This window comes from Corynebacterium riegelii (genome assembly GCF_001263755.1).
In the GTDB taxonomy this organism is placed as follows: domain Bacteria; phylum Actinomycetota; class Actinomycetes; order Mycobacteriales; family Mycobacteriaceae; genus Corynebacterium; species Corynebacterium riegelii.
Genome location: NZ_CP012342.1, coordinates 753,560 through 770,484 on the forward strand (window position 1 = coordinate 753,560; position 16,925 = coordinate 770,484).

Consider the following 16,925-nt stretch of genomic DNA (forward strand, 5'->3'; position numbering starts at 1 on the left):
CCCCCACTTCACACAGATAAAGGAGCACTTCGAACAATGTCTACCCCTACTTTTGACGAGCGTCTCGCCTCCATGAAGGCATCCCGTGCTGCAAACAACATGGAGTCTGGCCTGTACCACGCCAACATTAACGTGTTGGACGAGTCCACGCTTGAAGATGCGATGGAGCACCCAGAGAACTACCCGAACCTGACGGTGCGCGTTTCCGGCTACGCCGTGAACTTTGTCAAGCTGACGAAGGAGCAGCAGCGCGACGTCATTTCCCGTACCTTCCACCAGGGCGCGTAAATGGCGTTTGATGGCACCAGCGGCGTTGTCACGCTTCAGCCCGAACAGGGTGAACGCGTGCGCGGCGTCGCTGCCGGTTTAGGTGGGCTATCCACGGATGATTTGGAGATCACCCGTCCGGAGTTGCTCGACGCACGCCGTACCGGCGAGATCGGCTTGATCCACTCGTGGGAGTTGGTGACTGCGGTTGACGGCCCCGGCACCCGTTTGACGCTCTTCTTGTCTGGTTGTCCGTTGCGGTGCAAGTTCTGTCACAACCCGGACACGATGGAGATGAAAGAGGGCACTTTGGAGCGTATCGACGCGGTAGTAAAGCGCGTCCTACGCTACAAACCTGTGTTCAACGCCTCCGGTGGCGGGTTAACGCTGTCGGGTGGTGAGCCGCTGTTCCAGATCGCGTTTACCCGTCGTCTGCTCAAGGCGGTGCATGACGCGGGCGTGCACACCACGGTTGATACTTCCGGTTACTTGGGCGCGCGGCTAACGGACGAGGACTTGGACAATATCGACCTGTTCCTCTTGGACGTGAAGTCTGGTGATCCGAACACCTATGAGCACGTCACTGAACGGCAGTTGCAGCCGACGATTGATTTCGGTGATCGTCTTCACGCAAAGGGCAAAAAGGTCTGGGTACGTTTCGTGCTTGTGCCGGGTTTGACGGATGGTGAGGACAACGTGCAACAGGTCGCTGACATCGTTGCACGCTGGAAGGGCACCGTTGAGCGCGTGGAGGTCCTGCCCTTTCACAACATGGGCGCGGACAAGTGGAAGAAGATTGGTTTGGACTACCAGTTGGAGGACACGACTCCCCCGACAGCGGAATCTTTGGAACATGTGCGTTCAGTGTTTCGCTCCCGTGGCCTGACAGTTTTCTAACCCGGGGTCTGCGCGTAGTATCACCTATTACGTTGAGAGCGCCTCGGGAGCGCCCTCCCCTTGATCCAATGAAAGGGGGCTTGGAGCCCATGCCGCCACGTATTCCACTTACGCGACCGCGACCGAAAAGACCTGAGCCCCCTTCGGGTACGCCCATCCGGGTGCCTATTGAACGCTCGATGGATTTTTGCCGGGTGTTTGTAGACGGCAAGCGTCTGCCCGGCAATATTCGCGTCAACCAGGCAATGGAAATTGTGCAGCAGCACGAGAACGCGTTTGTGTGGTTGTCACTGAAATCCCCCACTGAGGATCAGATGGAGCGGCTTGCCGGCATCTTCGATATTGATGACCTGATTGTGGACGATGTGTTGGACGCCCACCAGCGTCCCAAGATCGAACGCTACGACGAGCAATTGTTCATGGTTGTTCGCTCCGTGCACTACCGCGATGACGAAGAAGTAGCGGACGCCCGTGAGATCATTTCCACCGGCGAGGTGCAGGTGGTTACGGGACCGAATTTTGCGGTAAGCATTCGCCACAACGCACCACTGCCGGATCTGACTGCCCAGCTGGAGGCGGAAGAAGACCTCGTTGTCCTTGGACCCAGTGCGGTTGCGTGGATTGTGGCGGACTACTTGGTGGACAACTATCTGCGGGTCGCGGAATACCTGAGCCAGGACGTGGATGAGCTGGAAAACGAGGTGTTCACGCCGAAGCGCCAGATCAACATTGACAAGATCTACAACTACAAGCGTGAGATCTTGGAGATGCGCCACGCCATTGACCCGCTCGCACCCGCACTTCGAAACGGCTTGACCAATAACAAGGACATGGTGCGCAAAACGCTGCGCTCGTATTTCCGTGATGTGCAGGACAACGCGACCATTGCCTCGGATCACGTCTCGGGCTTTGATGAGCGTCTGTCTTCGCTGCTTGATGCCTCGGTGGCGAAGGTGAGCATGCAGCAAAACGCGGACATGCGCACGATCTCGGCTGTGGTTGGTATGGCAGCAGTGCCCACGCTGATCGCGGGTATTTACGGCATGAACTTTGAGAACATGCCGGAGCTAGGTTGGGCGTTTGGATACCCGGCCGCACTGTTAGTCATGCTCAGCGCGATGGCAGTGATGTTCTGGTGGTTCCGGAAGAACCACTGGCTCTAGGCTGGGTAGCTAGCCCATGATCATCAACTTCAGGTTGGTGATCGCCACCAATTTGTCGTTGTTGCGCATTTCGATGCGCCACAGGTGCGTGGTGCGGCCAATGTGGACTGGGATCGCTTCTGCCTCAATGCGGCCGGAAGACACTGGCCGCAGAAAGTCCGTGTTGTTGTTCATGCCCACGGCAGCTTTCTGGCTGATGAACATGGCTGCGAGGCTGCCGAGGGTCTCGCCAATAGCCGCGTAGACGCCGCCGTTGACAATGCCTGCCGGTTGGAGGTGCTCAGGGCCCACGTCGATGTGGGCTTTGATCTCTTCTTCGGAGCAAGCGGTGACTTCCATGCCGATGGTTTGGGCGAATCCGGTATTCATGCGGTTGATCTCTGCAATTTCCATGCCGGTCACTATACGTATGGTGTTGGGGTTTGTGGGCTAGTCGGAAACTAATCCGAGACGCAGTTGCCCAACGCGGCCACGTACACTGTGCTGCATGACTACCCCACTTGCTTCGGATACTTCCCTTGCTCAGATCGGCGTTGTTGGTATGGCTGTGATGGGCTCCAACCTGGCGCGTAACTTCGCATCCAAGGGCCACACTGTGGCTATTTATAACCGCTCGCCGGAGAAGACCCGCGCGGTGGTTGCGGAGTTTGGCCATGAGGGCAACTTCATTCCGGCTGAGACGATCGAGGAGTTTGTGGCCTCGCTTGAGCGTCCTCGTAAGGCGATCATCATGGTGCAGGCGGGTGCCGCGACGGATGCTGTGATCGCGCAGCTGGTTGAGGCGATGGATGAGGGTGACATCATCATTGACGGTGGTAATGCCCTGTTCACGGACACGATCCGTCGTGAGCGGGAGGTTGCTGCCACGGGCCGTCACTTTGTGGGCGCCGGTATTTCTGGTGGTGAGGAAGGTGCGTTGCGTGGGCCGTCAATTATGCCGGGCGGTCCTGCGGAGTCTTGGGAGACCTTGGGTCCGCTGCTGGAGGATATTTCGGCGAAGGTGGACGGCACACCGTGTGTGACTCACATCGGACCGGATGGCGCCGGCCACTTTGTGAAGATGGTGCACAACGGCATTGAGTACGCGGATATGCAGGTTATTGGTGAGGCTTACCATTTGCTGCGTTACGCTGCCGGGCTGGAGCCTGCGGAGATCGCGGACATTTTCACGGAGTGGAACAAGGGTGATCTGGATTCCTACCTGATTGAGATCACCGCTGAGGTGCTGCGCCAGGTGGATGCGCGTACCGGCAAACCGTTCATTGACATCATTGTGGACGCCGCTGGCCAAAAGGGCACCGGCCGTTGGACGGTGAAAGAAGCGCTTGACCTGGGCGTGCCGGTGACCGGTATTGGTGAGGCTGTGTTTGCCCGCGCCTTGTCTTCAGCACTCGCGCAGCGTGAGGCGGCCCAGAGCGCGAATCTGCCTGCGGGCGATGTGACCACGCTTGAGGCACTGGGAGTGTCGCGCGAGGAGTTTGTGGAGGATGTACGCCGCGCCCTGTACGCCTCCAAGTTGGTGGCGTACGCCCAGGGCTTCGATGAGATCAACGCGGGCTCCCAGGAGTACAACTGGGGCATCAAGCCGGGCGATCTGGCTCGTATCTGGCGTGGCGGCTGCATCATTCGCGCGCAGTTCCTTAACCGCATCACTGAGGCCTATGAGCGCGACCCGGAGCTTGCCTCCCTGTTGCTTGATCCGTACTTCAAGGGTGAGCTGGAAAAGGGGCTTGTTGATGCTTGGCGACGCATCGTGGTCACCGCCACCCGCCTCGGCCTGCCCGTGCCTGTGTTCGCGTCTTCCCTGTCCTACTACGATTCGCTGCGCTCCAAGCGCCTGCCGGCGGCACTGATTCAGGGCCAGCGCGACTTCTTCGGCGCGCACACCTACCGCCGCGTGGACATGGAGGGCACGTTCCATACCGCGTGGTCGGGTGACCGCGAAGAGTTGTCCTACTAGAATCTTTCGGATGACTTCTTTCGCCGACCTCGGCCTGCCCCGCGACATTGTCCGTGTCCTGCACAAACAGGGCATCACGGATGCCTTCCCCATCCAGCAGGCGGCGATCCCGGACGTGCTTGCGGGCAAGGACGTGCTTGGCCGCGGGCCGACTGGTTCCGGCAAGACGTTTACGTTTGGGTTGCCGATGGCGGCGAGGTTGGAAGGCGCGCCGTCGAAACGCGGAAAGCCCCGAGGTCTTATTTTGGCACCGACGCGTGAGCTGGCCACCCAGATCCGGGAGCGGCTGGAGGAGCCAGCAGGCGCGCTTGGGCTGCGGGTGATTGAGGTTGTCGGTGGCGTGAATATCAACCACCACATCCGTGCGCTCGCCGCCCCGGTAGATATTTTGGTGGCCACCCCGGGCCGCGCCCAGGACCTGGTCAACCAGGGTTATCTACACCTGGATCGAGTGGAGATCACCGCGCTTGATGAGGCCGACCAGATGGCAGACATGGGTTTCATCCCACAGGTACGCAAACTGCTGGACATGACGCCAAGCGGCGGGCAGCGCCTGCTGTTTTCCGCGACTCTGGACGGGGACGTGGACAAGCTGGTCAAGCGCTACATGCATTCGCCTGTCACCCATTCCACCGCCCCGGTGGAGGCTGCAGTGGACACGATGGAGCACTACCGGCTGCTGGTTGGCAACCGGGACACGCGCGCCGAGATTGTCACGCAGATCGCAGCGCGTAAAGGTAAGACGATCATGTTCATGCGCACCAAGCATGGCGTGGACAGACAAGTAAAGAAGTTGCGCCGCGTTGGCATCCACGCCCAAGGGCTGCACGGCGACAAGGGCCAGGGCGCACGCACCCGCGCAATCGAGGGGTTTACGGACGGCTCGACGCCCGTGCTGGTGGCCACCGATATTGCGGCGCGAGGTATCGATATTGATGACGTCTCGTTGGTCGTCCACATCGACCCCCCCGCCGAGCATAAGGCGTATCTGCATCGCGCCGGGCGCACCGCCCGCGCTGGCACCACGGGCACGGTAGTGACGTTGGTGATGGATGAGCAGCGCAAAGAGGTCGCAACGCTGCTGAAGAAGGCGGGTGTAGACGCGCCGGAGGTCCAAGTACAGCCGCTGAGCCCCGAGCTGATTAAAATTACTGGAGCAACAAAGCCTGAAGGGCAACCTTTGCCGCCGCCGGGACAGCCGCAGCGTGCTGCAGCCCCCGCACGGTCTTCAGGCAAACCGCAACACAACCGGCGCCGAAACAACCAGCGTCGCAACAACCAGCAACGCAGGAGGAGACACTCACGCTAAAGCGCTCGCGCTAGCACCACACCATGGACATATTCATATCCATCCTCGCCCTTATCGGGTTTCTGCTTCTCACCGCATCCACGGGCTTGTTCGTGGCTATCGAGTTCGCCATGACGGGCCTTGAGCGCTCCACTATTGAGGCGCACGTGCGGGAAAAGGGCGACGCCCGGGCGCGCGCAGTGGCGCGCAGCCATAGCAACCTGTCTTTCGTGTTGTCCGGCGCGCAGCTGGGCATCACGCTGACCACGCTGGCCGCTGGCTTCTTGGCAGAGCCCGTACTCGGCCAGTATTTCACTCCCCTCCTTCAGTTGGTGGGCTTGAGCGAAAGCGCCTCGCGCCCCGTTGCCCTGGTGCTTGCGCTTGTAGTGGCCACGGTGCTTTCCATGGTGTTCGGCGAGCTTGTACCGAAGAACATCGCAATCACAGAGCCGCTGCACACCGCTCGTTTCGTCGTTCCGCCGGTGAATGCGTTTAACGCGGTGTTCAAGTGGTTTATCAAGGCGATGAACTCCTCCGCTAACTGGATTGTGCGCAAGATGGGTATTGAGCCGGCGGATGAGTTGGCGTCGGCACGCTCGGGCCAGGAGCTTGGCGCGATGGTGCGCAACTCGGCCGAGGCAGGTGGCCTGGACGCGGATACGGCTGCCGTGATTGATCGCTCGCTGCGCTTCGGCGAGACCACTGCAGAAGAGGTGATGACGCCGCGTTCCACCATCGAAGCGCTGGACGCGGAGGACACCGTAGCGGATCTCATCGCGCTTGCGCAGGAGTCCGGCCACTCGCGTTTCCCGGTACGCCGAGGCGATCTGGACGACACGATTGGCGTGGTCCACATCAAGGACGCATTCAACGTTCCGCGTGAGGCGCGCAGTACCACCAAGCTTGCCTCCATGGCACGCCCAGTGCCGTTTGTGCCGGGCACACTCGATGGAGATGCAGTGCTCAACCGCGTGCGCTCCGCCGGCTCCCAGGTTGTGCTGGTGGCCGATGAGTACGGCGGTACTCAAGGCCTTGTGACCATTGAGGACGTGGTTGAGGAAATCCTCGGCGAGGTGTACGACGAGTACGACGACGCAGAATCCGAGCGCGACTTCCAACGCTTCGGCACCTCCTGGGAGGTTGCGGGCCTTGTGCGTCTTGATGAGCTCACGCAGAAAACCGGCTACGCCGCCCCGGACGGGCCTTATGAAACGCTTGGTGGCCTGATCATGTCGGCGCTTGGTCGGATTCCGCAGGTGGGCGACAAGGTTGTGCTGCCGCAGTTTACGGCGACGAGCTTTCAGGAGGAGCTGGAGACCGTCAGGGACGGCTTCTGGCTGGCTCGCGTGACGGTGATGGATGATCGCCGCGTGGAGCGCGCCATCTTGTCCCCCGTTACGCCGGAGCAAGCCGCAGCGTTACAGGAAGGCGGTGCGTTGTGAGCATTGTGACTGCAGTTTTGCTTATTGTCGTCCTCCTGTTGGCGAATGCGTTCTTCGTCGCGGCGGAATTTGCACTGGTGTCTTCGCGCCGTGACCGTCTTGAGTCACTCTTGGCCCAGGGCAAGAAGGAAGCCAAGGGCGTGCTTTACGCCACGGAGCATCTCTCTATCTACTTGGCTGGTGCGCAGTTTGGTATCACGGTGGCGTCACTGATTCTGGGTAAGGTGGCCGAGCCTGCGATTGCCCATTACATTGAGGTGCCGTTTGCCTCGACAAGTCTGCCGTCGGAGCTGTTGCACCCCATCAGCTTTGTCATCGCACTAATCATCATCTCGTTCCTGCACATTTTGTTGGGTGAGATGGTGCCCAAGAACATTGCCATTGCGGGCCCGGAGAAGACCGCGATGCTACTGGTGCCGGCCTTTTCGGTGTGGATGCGCCTGACGCGCCCGCTGCTAGAGGCGATGAACTGGGTGGCTCGTAAGACGTTGCTGGCCTTCGGTATTGAACAGCGCGATGAACTGGAATCCACGGTGGACCAGGAGCAGCTGGCCACCATGATCCGTGAGTCCAACGAGGAAGGCTTGCTGGATGCGGAGGAGACGCGTCGTTTGGCTAACGCCCTGCGTACGGAGTCGCGCAGTGTCACTGAGGTGATGATCCCGTTGGATGAGGTGCGCACCCTTGCGTACCACCCGCGCGGCATTCGCCTTGATGAGATCGAAGAGGCAGTACGTGAGACTGGCTTTTCGCGTTACCCGGTGGAGCGCGCGCCGGGCGTGTTGGTTGGCTATGTGCATGTGAAGGACATTTTGGATTTCCTTGCGGCGGAGGATGATCGTGCGCTTGTGCCGGTCAGCCGTATTCGTCCGTTGAGCATTGTCGATGGTTCGCAGTCCCTGGATGATGCGTTGACAAGTATGCACCGTCGTTCGGCGCATATGGCGCAGGTGCGTGTGGATGGTGAGCTGGTGGGTGTCGCCGCACTCGAGGACATCATTGAGGAGTACGTGGGTACCGTGACCGACTGGACGCATGAAGACGATTAGTCTTCCCCCGCAGGTCTGGCAGGCACGTCAGGCGGCTCATCTGGAGCGTGCCAGCCGCTATACGGTCCCGCACCGCCAGCGCCGCACTCGTGGTGAGAAGCACCCTGTGTGGGATTTCCTCTTTGAGTACTATCCGGTGCGGGCCAGCCAGCTTGAGCGGTGGCATCCGGGGTTGGGCTTTCTGCTTATCGACGCCCCGGATAACGCCTCCTTCAACCCCACCGAATTCCTGGCCAAACGCGGTAACGACATGCAGCGTATCCGCGAACTGTTGCGGGCAACGCAGCAGCGCTCGCCACACTTTGACTGCTTTGGCATGCATGAGTGGGCGATGGTTTACCGGGATACGCCGCGCCATGATTTGCCGCTGCGCCTTGGTCCTGAAGGCACCGATGCGGTGGTTGAGGCACACCAGGTCAAGTGCAGCCACTTTGATGCGTACCGTTTCTTCACGCCTGCCGCCAAGCCGTTGAACGTGACGGTGCTGACGCGTGAGGGGCAGGTTGCTAACGATCAGGCTGGATGCGTGCATGTGTCTATGGATTTGTACAAGTGGGCGGCGAAGATGGGCCCGGTTGTCCCTGGTGAGCTGCTGTTGGATGCCTTTGAGTTGGCGGTAAAGGCTCGTACGTTGGATATGGAGGCCTCCCCCTATGACTGCCGCGGGCTGGGCTTTGGCGTTGTCCCGGTTGAGACACCGGAGGGCAAAGCGCAGTACGTGGCGCGCCAGCGGGCGCTTGCCGCAGAGGCTGCGCCGATTCGGGCGAAACTTCTCGCGTTGTTGGATGCCCTGTTGGTCGATGATTCTGTTGAGGTTGCGGACTAGGATTGGCCCCTATGGGTCGGCATTCCAACGGTAAGAACAACTACTCTCTTTCGGGCGGGGCGATCGCGGCGCTGTGCGCGGTGTTGGCCCTCACTGGCGGTGTGGTGTGGTCTGTGAGCCAGCGCGGTGACGAAAGCGAGACGACTGCGCAGGAGAAACCCTGTGTGCTTGGTGAGCTCGCGTTGCCGGTAGCCACAAGCAATGAGCAGATCGCCCAGGAGCTCATCGGCGCCTACGCGGCATCAAAGCCGGTGGTGCGTGAGCACTGCATCTTGCCGGTGATTACGGACAAGATTGCGGACGCTGCGGTGTACCTCGCCCCAGCAACGTCCATTACGCAGGAGGAGTTGAGTCGCGCGCAGCGTTCTTCGGCGGTTGCGGAGCCGGCCGTTGTGTATGTGGACCAGGTTGGTGTTGCGGGCAAGGGTGAGGTTTCGTTGAACAATGTCCGCTTCCCCACCAACACTCCGGAGGCGAATGCGGTTGTGGCTTTCCTGCTTGCGGACGGCCCCGCGCAAGCCGTCCATGCACTTACCGAGCAAGCCGTCGATGGTGAGGCACCTGCTGATGGGTTGACGGTGGCATCCGCAAGCCAGAAGGCGGAAGACTTCCAGGCGCTCGACGGTGCCGTGGAGTATGCCGCGATCCCGCTGAACAGTACTAACACGGTGGATGAGAACCAGGCGCGTGCAGGCCAGGATTTCGCACGTTTCGCCGCCGAGCGCGTGTCGGCTGCTGAGGTTTCGCAGCCGCTGATCCCGGAAACCGTGTGGGCGGCGGCGTTGCCGGATGGTGGCGCGGCACTGACTAGTGAGGGCCGAAACACCCTGTTTGTCCTGGATACTTCGGACGCAATGACACCGTTTATGGCCCAGGCTCAGGAGGCGGTCGGTCAGGCGGCACGTGACGTCCAGGCTGACGGCCACGAGGTAGCGCTATGGAACTACTCCTCCCCGTTAAGCCCCGGGGTGATACAGGGCTACCGCCATAACGTTGATATGACGCCAGACGCTGAGTACATCGCTGATGTTGTGGGCAGGTTGGGCACGGCTGGTGTGCCGCAGACCCGCGAGGCGGTCAGTGCCGCGGTGGCCGAGATGTCGCAGCGTGAGGAACCCGTACGTGTCGTGTTGATCACCACCGGCACCGCCGACGCCAACGGCGACCCGGCAGCCGACGAGGCGTTTGTAAACCAGATCCGTCAGCTCGCTGGTGACAAGGTTGAGGTCATTGGCGTGCACGTCGGTACGCAGGAGCCCGATGCGGCGGTCAAGGAGGTCGCCAGCACGTGGATTGAAGCAGAAAACCTCCCGCAGGCAGTGCGGGAGGCAGCGGGAGCGTAAACGAGCGTCTAAGAGGTCTTGCGCTGGCGGCGTGCCGCCAGTTCATCGATGCCGACGACGTTGTCCGGCTCAGCGTCCTCAACAACACGCTCGGACGGGAACGCGGAGATAGTACCGGTCAGATCCTTCATGATCTGCGGCACGGCGATGCCAAACACGCCCTGGCCGCCGTTGAGCAGGTCGATGATTTCTTCGTTGCTGCGGCACTCGTAGACCGTCGCACCATCAGACACCAGGGTGATCTCGGCGATGTCGTTCACACCGCGGTCACGCAGCTTGTCCACCGCCAAGCGGATGTTCTGCAGCGAGATACCGGTATCCAGCAGGCCCTTGACAATCTTGAGCACCAGGATGTCCTTGAAGGAATACAGACGCTGGGAGCCGGATCCCTTCGCACCGCGGATGGACGGGCGCACCAGGTTGGTGCGTGCCCAGTAATCAAGCTGGCGGTAGGTAATGCCCGCAACTTGGCATGCGATTGGCACGCGGTAGCCAACTTCATCGGACGGGCCGATGTCGAAGAGGGACTCCTGGACCGAAGCTTCGGCGAAGTCGGCGGTTTCAACGTCGTTCGTGCTCATGTAATTACTCCCATGGTGTTTGCCATAAGGCCTCGTGCTAATTAAATGTCAGCCTAGGCTTAACGTCAAGTGTCACATGCGCAACACGCCGCACAAGTCTCAAGAAGAACTTGAGGGTTGGTCCCCCTCGTTACCCCCGTCTCCCCCATCGAGACCGAGCTCGCGCATAAACTCCTCAAACTCGCCCTCGATCTCCGCCTGGTCAAGTTCGTCTTCCAAATCCAGGTCGAACAGTTCCTTCGCTGTCGCCGGATTCAAATGCATGGACGCCTGCTGCAGCACTGATTCATCAACAAAAATCTGCGTATCCGAAGCCACGGCGAGCAGTAACGCGTCGGAGGTGCGCATGTCGATCGTCGTGCCGTCTGCAAGCGAAAGCTCCGAGATGAACACACCCTGGTAATAGCTGGTCACCGCAATGGTGTTGATGCCTGTGGTGGCGCGGGTGATTAACTCCGTCATGGCGTCATGCACACTCGGACGGCGGCGCGCCTCCCCCTCGATGGCGGCGGCAAGTGCCGCGCCGTCTGCGAGCGAGAGCCACACTGGAACGTAGCGCTGCTCTTCTTCCCACTCCAACAACGCGCAGAGGAACTCTTCGGGGCCAATTGCGTAGACCCCGACAAGGTTGACGGCAATCACTAGCGCGCCCGCTGCTGGCGCAGCTCCGCCTGCACCAAGGATGAGCTAAGCGTGGCCATGACCGCTGCCATCTGGTGCGCCATCTCCTCAGCCTCCTGCGAGCCGGAGGCCTTACCGGACTTCGCAAGCGGCTCAGTGACCTGGTGAATCAGGTCCGCCTGACGGGAGGCAGCCGTACGCAAGGTCTTCAGGTGGCGAACGTCCAGCCCGTAGCCGTCGAGTGTGAGCGCTGCGGTGACAATGCGTACGTCGTCTTCACCAAACAGGCCGGCTGCACTTGGCGCAATGAGGCCCGCGCGGATCAGCTCGTCCACAAATTCTTGGGGGGCGGAGGCTTTGGTGGCCACATCAACGTCGCTAAACAGGTTGGGCCCCGAAGAACGCAATGTCGGTGCCGGTTCAGCCTCAGCAACAGCCGCAACCGGAGCCACCGAACCCGCATCCATCGCTTCGAGCTGCTCACGGATCACCTTCAGCGGCAGGTAGTTATCACGCTGGGTGATCAGGATGAAGCGAAGACGCTCCACGTCCTCATCTGTGAAACGGCGGTAGCCAGAGGCCGTACGCTGCGGGGTAATCAGCCCTTCGGACTCAAGGAAACGAATCTTGGACACCGTAACGTCCGGAAACTCCGTGCGCAGGCGTTCCAGCACGACGCCAATGGACATCGTCTTCGCAGTCTTCGCAGTCTTCGCAGCCTTAGCAGTCCCAGCGCGGGTCTGCGGGGAGGTCTTCGGGATGGCGCTCACTGGATGCTCAATCTTTCCTCGAGGTTGAAGGTTGGTCTGAAAAAATTTCGCCCCTGCGCACCAGAGGCGAAGCGTGTGGTCTTAGCTCTCGCTGACGATAAACACCAGGCGGAACTTACCAATCTGAATCTCATCACCGTTGGACAAGGATTCAGAGTTACGCGGCTCACGGTTGACGTAGGTGCCGTTGAGCGAGCCCACATCCACTACCTCATAACCGTCCTCCGTGCGGCGGAACTCGGCGTGACGGCGAGAAACCGTCACATCATCAAGAAAGATGTCCGCCTCAGGGTGGCGGCCAGCAGTGGTGCAATCCTGGTCCAGCAGGAAGCGCGCACCCGCGTTCGGGCCACGCTTGACCACGAGAAGTGCAGCACCCTCTGGCAGATTCTCGGCGCCGGGAGCGGAGTCCGGAGCAGGTGCTGCACCGTTCTCCATTTCCTTCAGCAGGTCTGCGCGGAAAACCGAGGTCGTCTCAACCTGGGCCTGCGGGGTTGCAGTGTTCTCGCTCATTGGAGCCTCCAAAAAATCGGAAGTAAGAAAAATAAGTCGCGGTTTATCTTAGCGGAAGATGTTGCCAATGCCGGAGATAACCGAATTTCCGGACCCAGCCAGGGGGTTATCAGACACCATGTAGGTCCACGTAGAGCTTGGACGCTTCCACCCGGCATCCGCCAAGTGTGCGCCTTCTTCATCAATAGTCACGGATCCGAAAGTCTCCACAGCCTTATCAACCGCGCGGTTGGCAAGGTCCTTGAATTCGCGAACGGCAATGCGGTGATACTCATCAATCGGGGTTTCGCGGGCAATGGCGCGAAGGTGGATGGATTCACGTACGTCATCCATCAGCGCGAGGTGCTCCGACCACTCATGATCCAGGTGGAACAGCATGATGTCGCGTGCTGCTTGCTCCTTGGTATCCGCCGGAAGGTGCTCCAGTTCCGCGGCGCGTTGCGGGTTGCGCTCAGACAGTTCCCGCCAGGCCGTGTCGGTGTCCAGAAGCGCCGCGCGACGCTCATCCAAGATGTCACGGTGATCCGCCAGGAGCTTGTTGTACTTCCAGGTCTGCGAGTGGATTTCCAAAAGCTGGCCCTCGGTCACACGCTGGCAGTGCTCAATGAACTGCTGGATGCGGCCGGATTCGATGCGGCCGTCTTCCGCGGGGTGCGCAGTGACCTGCTCGTCGGCGCCGCCGACGTTCACAATGTCGTCTTCAAGCGAGACGAAAAACAGACTCAAGCCTGGATCCCCTTGTCGGCCAGCGCGGCCGCGCAGCTGGTTATCTAGGCGGGCCGTGCGGTGTCGTGCAGTGCCAATAACTGCCAAGCCGCCAAGCCGCGCCACCTCGTCGTGGTCGCGCTCATCTGCTCCGCCGAGGCGAATATCGGTACCACGGCCAGCCATCTGCGTGGACACAGTCACACGCCCCGTATCACCGGCTTCAGCAATGATGCGCGCCTCTTCAGCGTCGTTTTTCGCGTTCAACACGTTGACAGCGATGCCGCGCGCCTCAAGAGCCTCGGCGAGTTCCTCGGACTCCGCAACGTCGTGCGTACCAACCAGCACCGGCTGGCCGGTTTCGTGGATATGCGCGATCTCTTCCACGATTGCCGCGTTCTTTTCCGCCATGGTGGCGTAGATACGATCCGCCTCATCAAAACGCGCAAGCTCGTTTGCCCGGTCGATCACGGACACGTGCAACCCGTAGAAGGAACGCAGCTGGTCAGTGGCCTCAACTGCGGTACCAGTCATGCCGCACACCACCGGGTAGCGGCGCATCAGCGCCTGCAAGGTAATCGAGTCCAGAATGCGACCACCCTCGGACACATCCAGGCCTTCCTTGGATTCCACCGCCGCCTGCAGGCCGTCGGGCCAGCGCTGCAGCTCGGCGACGCGGCCACGCGAAGCATCCACAAGCGCCACCTTGCCATCAGCAACGATGTAGTGGACGTCTCGGATCAGAAGCGCCTTGGCGTGCAGCGCCAGGTTCACCCGTACCAGGGTGGTGCCAATGTGCTCATCCGAATACAGCGAGTCAATGCACAGGAGCTTTTCCACCTTGGCCGCGCCCTCGTCGGTCAAAAACACGTTGCGGCCATCAGAGTCGATGGTGTAGTCCTTCTCCTCCTCCAGCTGCGACACTGCGGCTGTGATCTGGCCGGTCGCCTGCTTGGTGCCCTCAGAACCAGCGAGGACTAATGGCACCAGCGCTTCATCCACAAGCACGGAGTCCGCTTCATCCACCAGCGCTACATCGGCATCCAGCTGCACCGTTTGGGAGCGGTGCGTGATCTGGTTGTCCCGCAGGTGGTCGAAGCCAATCTCAGTCACAGGCGCGTAAATCACATCACACGCGTACGCCGCCACGCGCTCTGCACGCGTCGAGGATTCCGTCACTGGCGCAACCGTCAGTCCGAAAAACTCCACCAGCGGACGCATCCACTCAGCATCACGGCCCGCCAGATAATTATTCACGGTGATTACATGCACCCGTTTGCCGGTCAGCGCGTAGCCCGTCGCCGCCATAGCCCCCACCAGCGTCTTGCCCTCACCGGTAGCCATCTGGATCACATCGCCCTCAAGCAGACGCAGCACAGCTTGGTTCTGCACCTCAAACGGCGTCATGCCCAGCGTGCGCTGAGAGGCCACTGACAGGCCCGCCAAAAACCGGGCTTTATCAGCAATCTCGCCGTCCGCTACGGTGGAGCGCACGGTGGAGGCCAACGCAGCGTCGTCAAGCAGGGAAAGCTCCTCGATCAACCCTTGAGCCGCAGCGACAACCCCCTTGGACTTCTTGTTGTTGCGCTCGGAGGTAGACCCCATGGCCTTCCAGAACCAATCAAATGCGCCCATGTGGAAATGCGTCCTTCCTTTCAGTGTTCTGCCCATGGTAAGTCCACCCGACACCAAACCTGCAACGTGCTTTACTGTGTACCCATGCAGTCATTGAACGTCACCGTGCCATCCTCAACCGGTACGCCGCTGGCAGCCACCATCGACCGGCCCGATGCCCCTGCGCAGGCATACGCGATTTTTGCCCACTGCTTCGCAGGTTCACGCCACACCCCCGGAGCGTCACGCATCTCTAAACGCTTGACGGAACACGGCATTGCCACGCTGCGTTTTGATTTCCCGGGCCTCGGCCAGTCCGGCGGCGAGTTCAAAGACACCAGTTTCAGCCAAAACGTCGACGACATTGTGGCTGTGGCGCAATGGATGGAAGAGAACTTCACCGCCCCACAGCTGATCATGGGCCACTCCCTGGGTGGTGCGGCGACACTGAAGGCGGCAACCCGCCCGGAGCTGAAGCACATGATCAAGGCCGTGGCCACCGTCGGTGCACCCTTTGACCCGGCGCACTCCGTGCTCCACTACGCAGACAAGATCGGTGAAGCCGACGCGAACGGCTCCGTACCCGTCATCCTGGGCGGGCGCGAGCTGATCATCTCTCGCGAGTTTCTGGAGGACCTCGCGGTGACCAACCCGGAAGCCTACCTGCCGCTGCTACGGAAGCCGCTGTTGTTGGTCCACTCCCCGATTGACGTGACTGTGGGCATTGACAACGCCCAGACCATCTTCCGTCTCACCCGCTACCCCAAGTCCCTCATGGCCCTGGACAAGGCGGACCACCTGCTCACCCGCCAGGGCACCGCGCAGCGCGCCGCCGACATCATCGGCTCCTGGGCTAAGCAGTACATCGTGCCCGAGTTCACGCCGGACCAAACCGGTGACTCCAACGCGATCTCCTATACCGCCCGCGGCACCAAATACGGCGACGTGGTACGCACCTCCGGCCGTGCGATCACCACGGACCGCGCCAAAAATTCCGGTGGTAAGGGCCAAGGCGTAACGTCTACCGGCCTGTACATGTCCGCACTTGCTGTCAGCTGCTCCCAGGCCATCCGGGAGGCAGCCAAGGGCATGCAGCTTGACGACGTCCGCGTGGAAATCACCCACAACGGCACCGGCGGATTTACCCGCGAAATCACCCTCTACGGTGACCTGACGGACGACCAGGCTGAGACCTTGCGTGCCGCAGGTGCCGCGTCCACCGTGGACGGCTACGTGGCCAAGAATCAGCTGGAGACCGTGGTGCGCAAGGCCACCGTTGCAGAGCGCCGCGCCCAGGCCAAAGCGGCCAAGGCCATCAAGTAGGGGACGCTTATCGTGCTAAACCCCAACCAGTCGTGCCCCTGCCGCTCGAATCTGCGCTACGCCGACTGCTGTGGACGCTACCACGCAGGCGAGACAACCCCGGCGACTGCGGAGGCGCTCATGCGCTCGCGCTACAGCGCCTTCGTTGTCGGCGACGAAGCCTATATCCGCAGCACCTGGGCCGAGGAAACACTGCCCGCTGACCTCAGCATCAACCCCGATGGCGAGCCCTACACCAACCTGGAGATCCTTGGAACCAGCGGCGGCGGCCCCTTTGACAAGGACGGCGCCGTTACGTTTGCAGCCACCCACGCAAGCGGCATCCAATGCGAATACTCCACGTTTGAACGCCGCGCCGGGCGCTGGGTGTACGTGCGCGGCCTGCCCGCCCCACCTGCCGGTTTCATTCCACGATGACAGTGCTGTAATCTTTCGGTGTTGCCCTTTTGGCAACATCGGGCTGTGGCGCAGTTTGGTAGCGCACCACACTGGGGGTGTGGGGGTCGCAGGTTCAAATCCTGTCAGTCCGACAAAGCAAACAAAAACCCCGGCGTGAGCTGGGG

The 16,925-nt window shown here is 60.8% G+C and carries 17 protein-coding genes and 1 tRNA gene; 12 read left to right on the plus strand and 6 right to left on the minus strand.

Annotated elements, in window-relative coordinates; genetic code table 11:
• The first annotated feature begins 36 nt into the window (after positions 1 to 36).
• The 3 genes from grcA2 (at position 37) to AK829_RS03645 (ending at position 2,327) form a co-directional block, all read left to right on the plus strand.
• Positions 37 to 288: an autonomous glycyl radical cofactor GrcA2 gene (gene grcA2, locus AK829_RS03635; RefSeq protein WP_052204353.1), complete on the plus strand. Its 252-nt coding sequence runs from the start codon at positions 37 to 39 to the stop codon at positions 286 to 288.
• Positions 289 to 1,164 carry a pyruvate formate-lyase-activating protein gene (pflA, locus tag AK829_RS03640; protein ID WP_052204355.1) on the plus strand — a complete coding sequence of 292 codons (876 nt, stop codon included), beginning with the start codon at positions 289 to 291 and terminating at the stop codon, positions 1,162 to 1,164. It abuts the gene before it with no gap.
• 89 nt (positions 1,165 to 1,253) lie between these two features.
• Complete coding sequence (locus tag AK829_RS03645) at positions 1,254 to 2,327, plus strand: magnesium and cobalt transport protein CorA (RefSeq protein ID WP_052204357.1); 1,074 nt, start codon at positions 1,254 to 1,256, stop codon at positions 2,325 to 2,327.
• 9 nt (positions 2,328 to 2,336) lie between these two features.
• Here AK829_RS03645 and AK829_RS03650 read toward each other — a convergent pair whose 3' ends face one another.
• On the minus strand, positions 2,337 to 2,720 hold the full coding sequence (locus tag AK829_RS03650) for a PaaI family thioesterase (protein ID WP_052204359.1): 384 nt from the start codon (positions 2,718 to 2,720) through the stop codon (positions 2,337 to 2,339).
• 94 nt (positions 2,721 to 2,814) lie between these two features.
• Here AK829_RS03650 and gndA point away from each other — a divergent pair, with 94 nt between their 5' ends.
• Genes gndA through AK829_RS03680 form a run of 6 tightly spaced genes read left to right on the plus strand, consistent with a single transcriptional unit; the run spans position 2,815 to position 10,235 of the window.
• Positions 2,815 to 4,287, plus strand: a complete 1,473-nt coding sequence (gene gndA / locus AK829_RS03655; RefSeq protein WP_052204361.1) for an NADP-dependent phosphogluconate dehydrogenase — start codon at positions 2,815 to 2,817, stop codon at positions 4,285 to 4,287.
• A 10-nt stretch (positions 4,288 to 4,297) separates the two neighbouring features.
• Positions 4,298 to 5,596 (plus strand): DEAD/DEAH box helicase, encoded by a 1,299-nt coding sequence (locus AK829_RS03660; protein WP_052204363.1) that lies wholly within the window; start codon positions 4,298 to 4,300, stop codon positions 5,594 to 5,596.
• Between the two features lie 23 nt (positions 5,597 to 5,619).
• Positions 5,620 to 7,017 (plus strand): hemolysin family protein, encoded by a 1,398-nt coding sequence (locus tag AK829_RS03665; RefSeq protein ID WP_052204365.1) that lies wholly within the window; start codon positions 5,620 to 5,622, stop codon positions 7,015 to 7,017.
• Entirely contained in the window at positions 7,014 to 8,066 is a 1,053-nt protein-coding gene (locus tag AK829_RS03670; RefSeq protein ID WP_052204367.1) for a hemolysin family protein, read from the plus strand. The genes AK829_RS03665 and AK829_RS03670 overlap by 4 nt, the downstream gene beginning before the upstream one ends.
• The gene (locus AK829_RS03675; protein WP_052204369.1) at positions 8,053 to 8,892 is read left to right on the plus strand and encodes a hypothetical protein; all 840 of its coding nucleotides are present in this window, start codon (positions 8,053 to 8,055) and stop codon (positions 8,890 to 8,892) included. Before AK829_RS03670 ends, AK829_RS03675 begins: the two co-directional genes overlap by 14 nt.
• A gap of 11 nt (positions 8,893 to 8,903) precedes the next feature.
• Entirely contained in the window at positions 8,904 to 10,235 is a 1,332-nt protein-coding gene (locus tag AK829_RS03680; RefSeq protein WP_052204370.1) for a vWA domain-containing protein, read from the plus strand.
• Positions 10,236 to 10,243: 8 nt separating this feature from the next.
• Here AK829_RS03680 and AK829_RS03685 read toward each other — a convergent pair whose 3' ends face one another.
• From AK829_RS03685 to secA2, 5 genes are all read right to left on the minus strand, one after another.
• On the minus strand, positions 10,244 to 10,816 hold the full coding sequence (locus tag AK829_RS03685) for a MerR family transcriptional regulator (RefSeq protein WP_052204372.1): 573 nt from the start codon (positions 10,814 to 10,816) through the stop codon (positions 10,244 to 10,246).
• A gap of 99 nt (positions 10,817 to 10,915) precedes the next feature.
• Complete coding sequence (locus tag AK829_RS03690) at positions 10,916 to 11,458, minus strand: bifunctional nuclease domain-containing protein (protein WP_052204375.1); 543 nt, start codon at positions 11,456 to 11,458, stop codon at positions 10,916 to 10,918.
• Entirely contained in the window at positions 11,458 to 12,207 is a 750-nt protein-coding gene (gene ftsR, locus AK829_RS03695; protein ID WP_052204377.1) for a transcriptional regulator FtsR, read from the minus strand. The genes AK829_RS03690 and ftsR overlap by 1 nt, the downstream gene beginning before the upstream one ends.
• An 81-nt stretch (positions 12,208 to 12,288) precedes the next feature.
• Positions 12,289 to 12,720, minus strand: a complete 432-nt coding sequence (gene odhI, locus AK829_RS03700; protein ID WP_052204378.1) for an oxoglutarate dehydrogenase inhibitor Odhl — start codon at positions 12,718 to 12,720, stop codon at positions 12,289 to 12,291.
• A gap of 48 nt (positions 12,721 to 12,768) precedes the next feature.
• The gene (secA2, locus tag AK829_RS03705; RefSeq protein ID WP_052204381.1) at positions 12,769 to 15,060 is read right to left on the minus strand and encodes an accessory Sec system translocase SecA2; all 2,292 of its coding nucleotides are present in this window, start codon (positions 15,058 to 15,060) and stop codon (positions 12,769 to 12,771) included.
• Between the two features lie 84 nt (positions 15,061 to 15,144).
• On the opposite strand from secA2, the gene AK829_RS03710 reads away from it, so the two are divergent.
• From AK829_RS03710 to AK829_RS03720, 3 genes are all read left to right on the plus strand, one after another.
• Positions 15,145 to 16,362 (plus strand): bifunctional alpha/beta hydrolase/OsmC family protein, encoded by a 1,218-nt coding sequence (locus AK829_RS03710; protein ID WP_052204384.1) that lies wholly within the window; start codon positions 15,145 to 15,147, stop codon positions 16,360 to 16,362.
• 12 nt (positions 16,363 to 16,374) lie between these two features.
• Complete coding sequence (locus tag AK829_RS03715) at positions 16,375 to 16,779, plus strand: YchJ family protein (RefSeq protein ID WP_052204386.1); 405 nt, start codon at positions 16,375 to 16,377, stop codon at positions 16,777 to 16,779.
• Between the two features lie 39 nt (positions 16,780 to 16,818).
• Positions 16,819 to 16,892, plus strand: a tRNA-Pro gene (locus AK829_RS03720).
• Positions 16,893 to 16,925 lie beyond the last annotated feature (33 nt).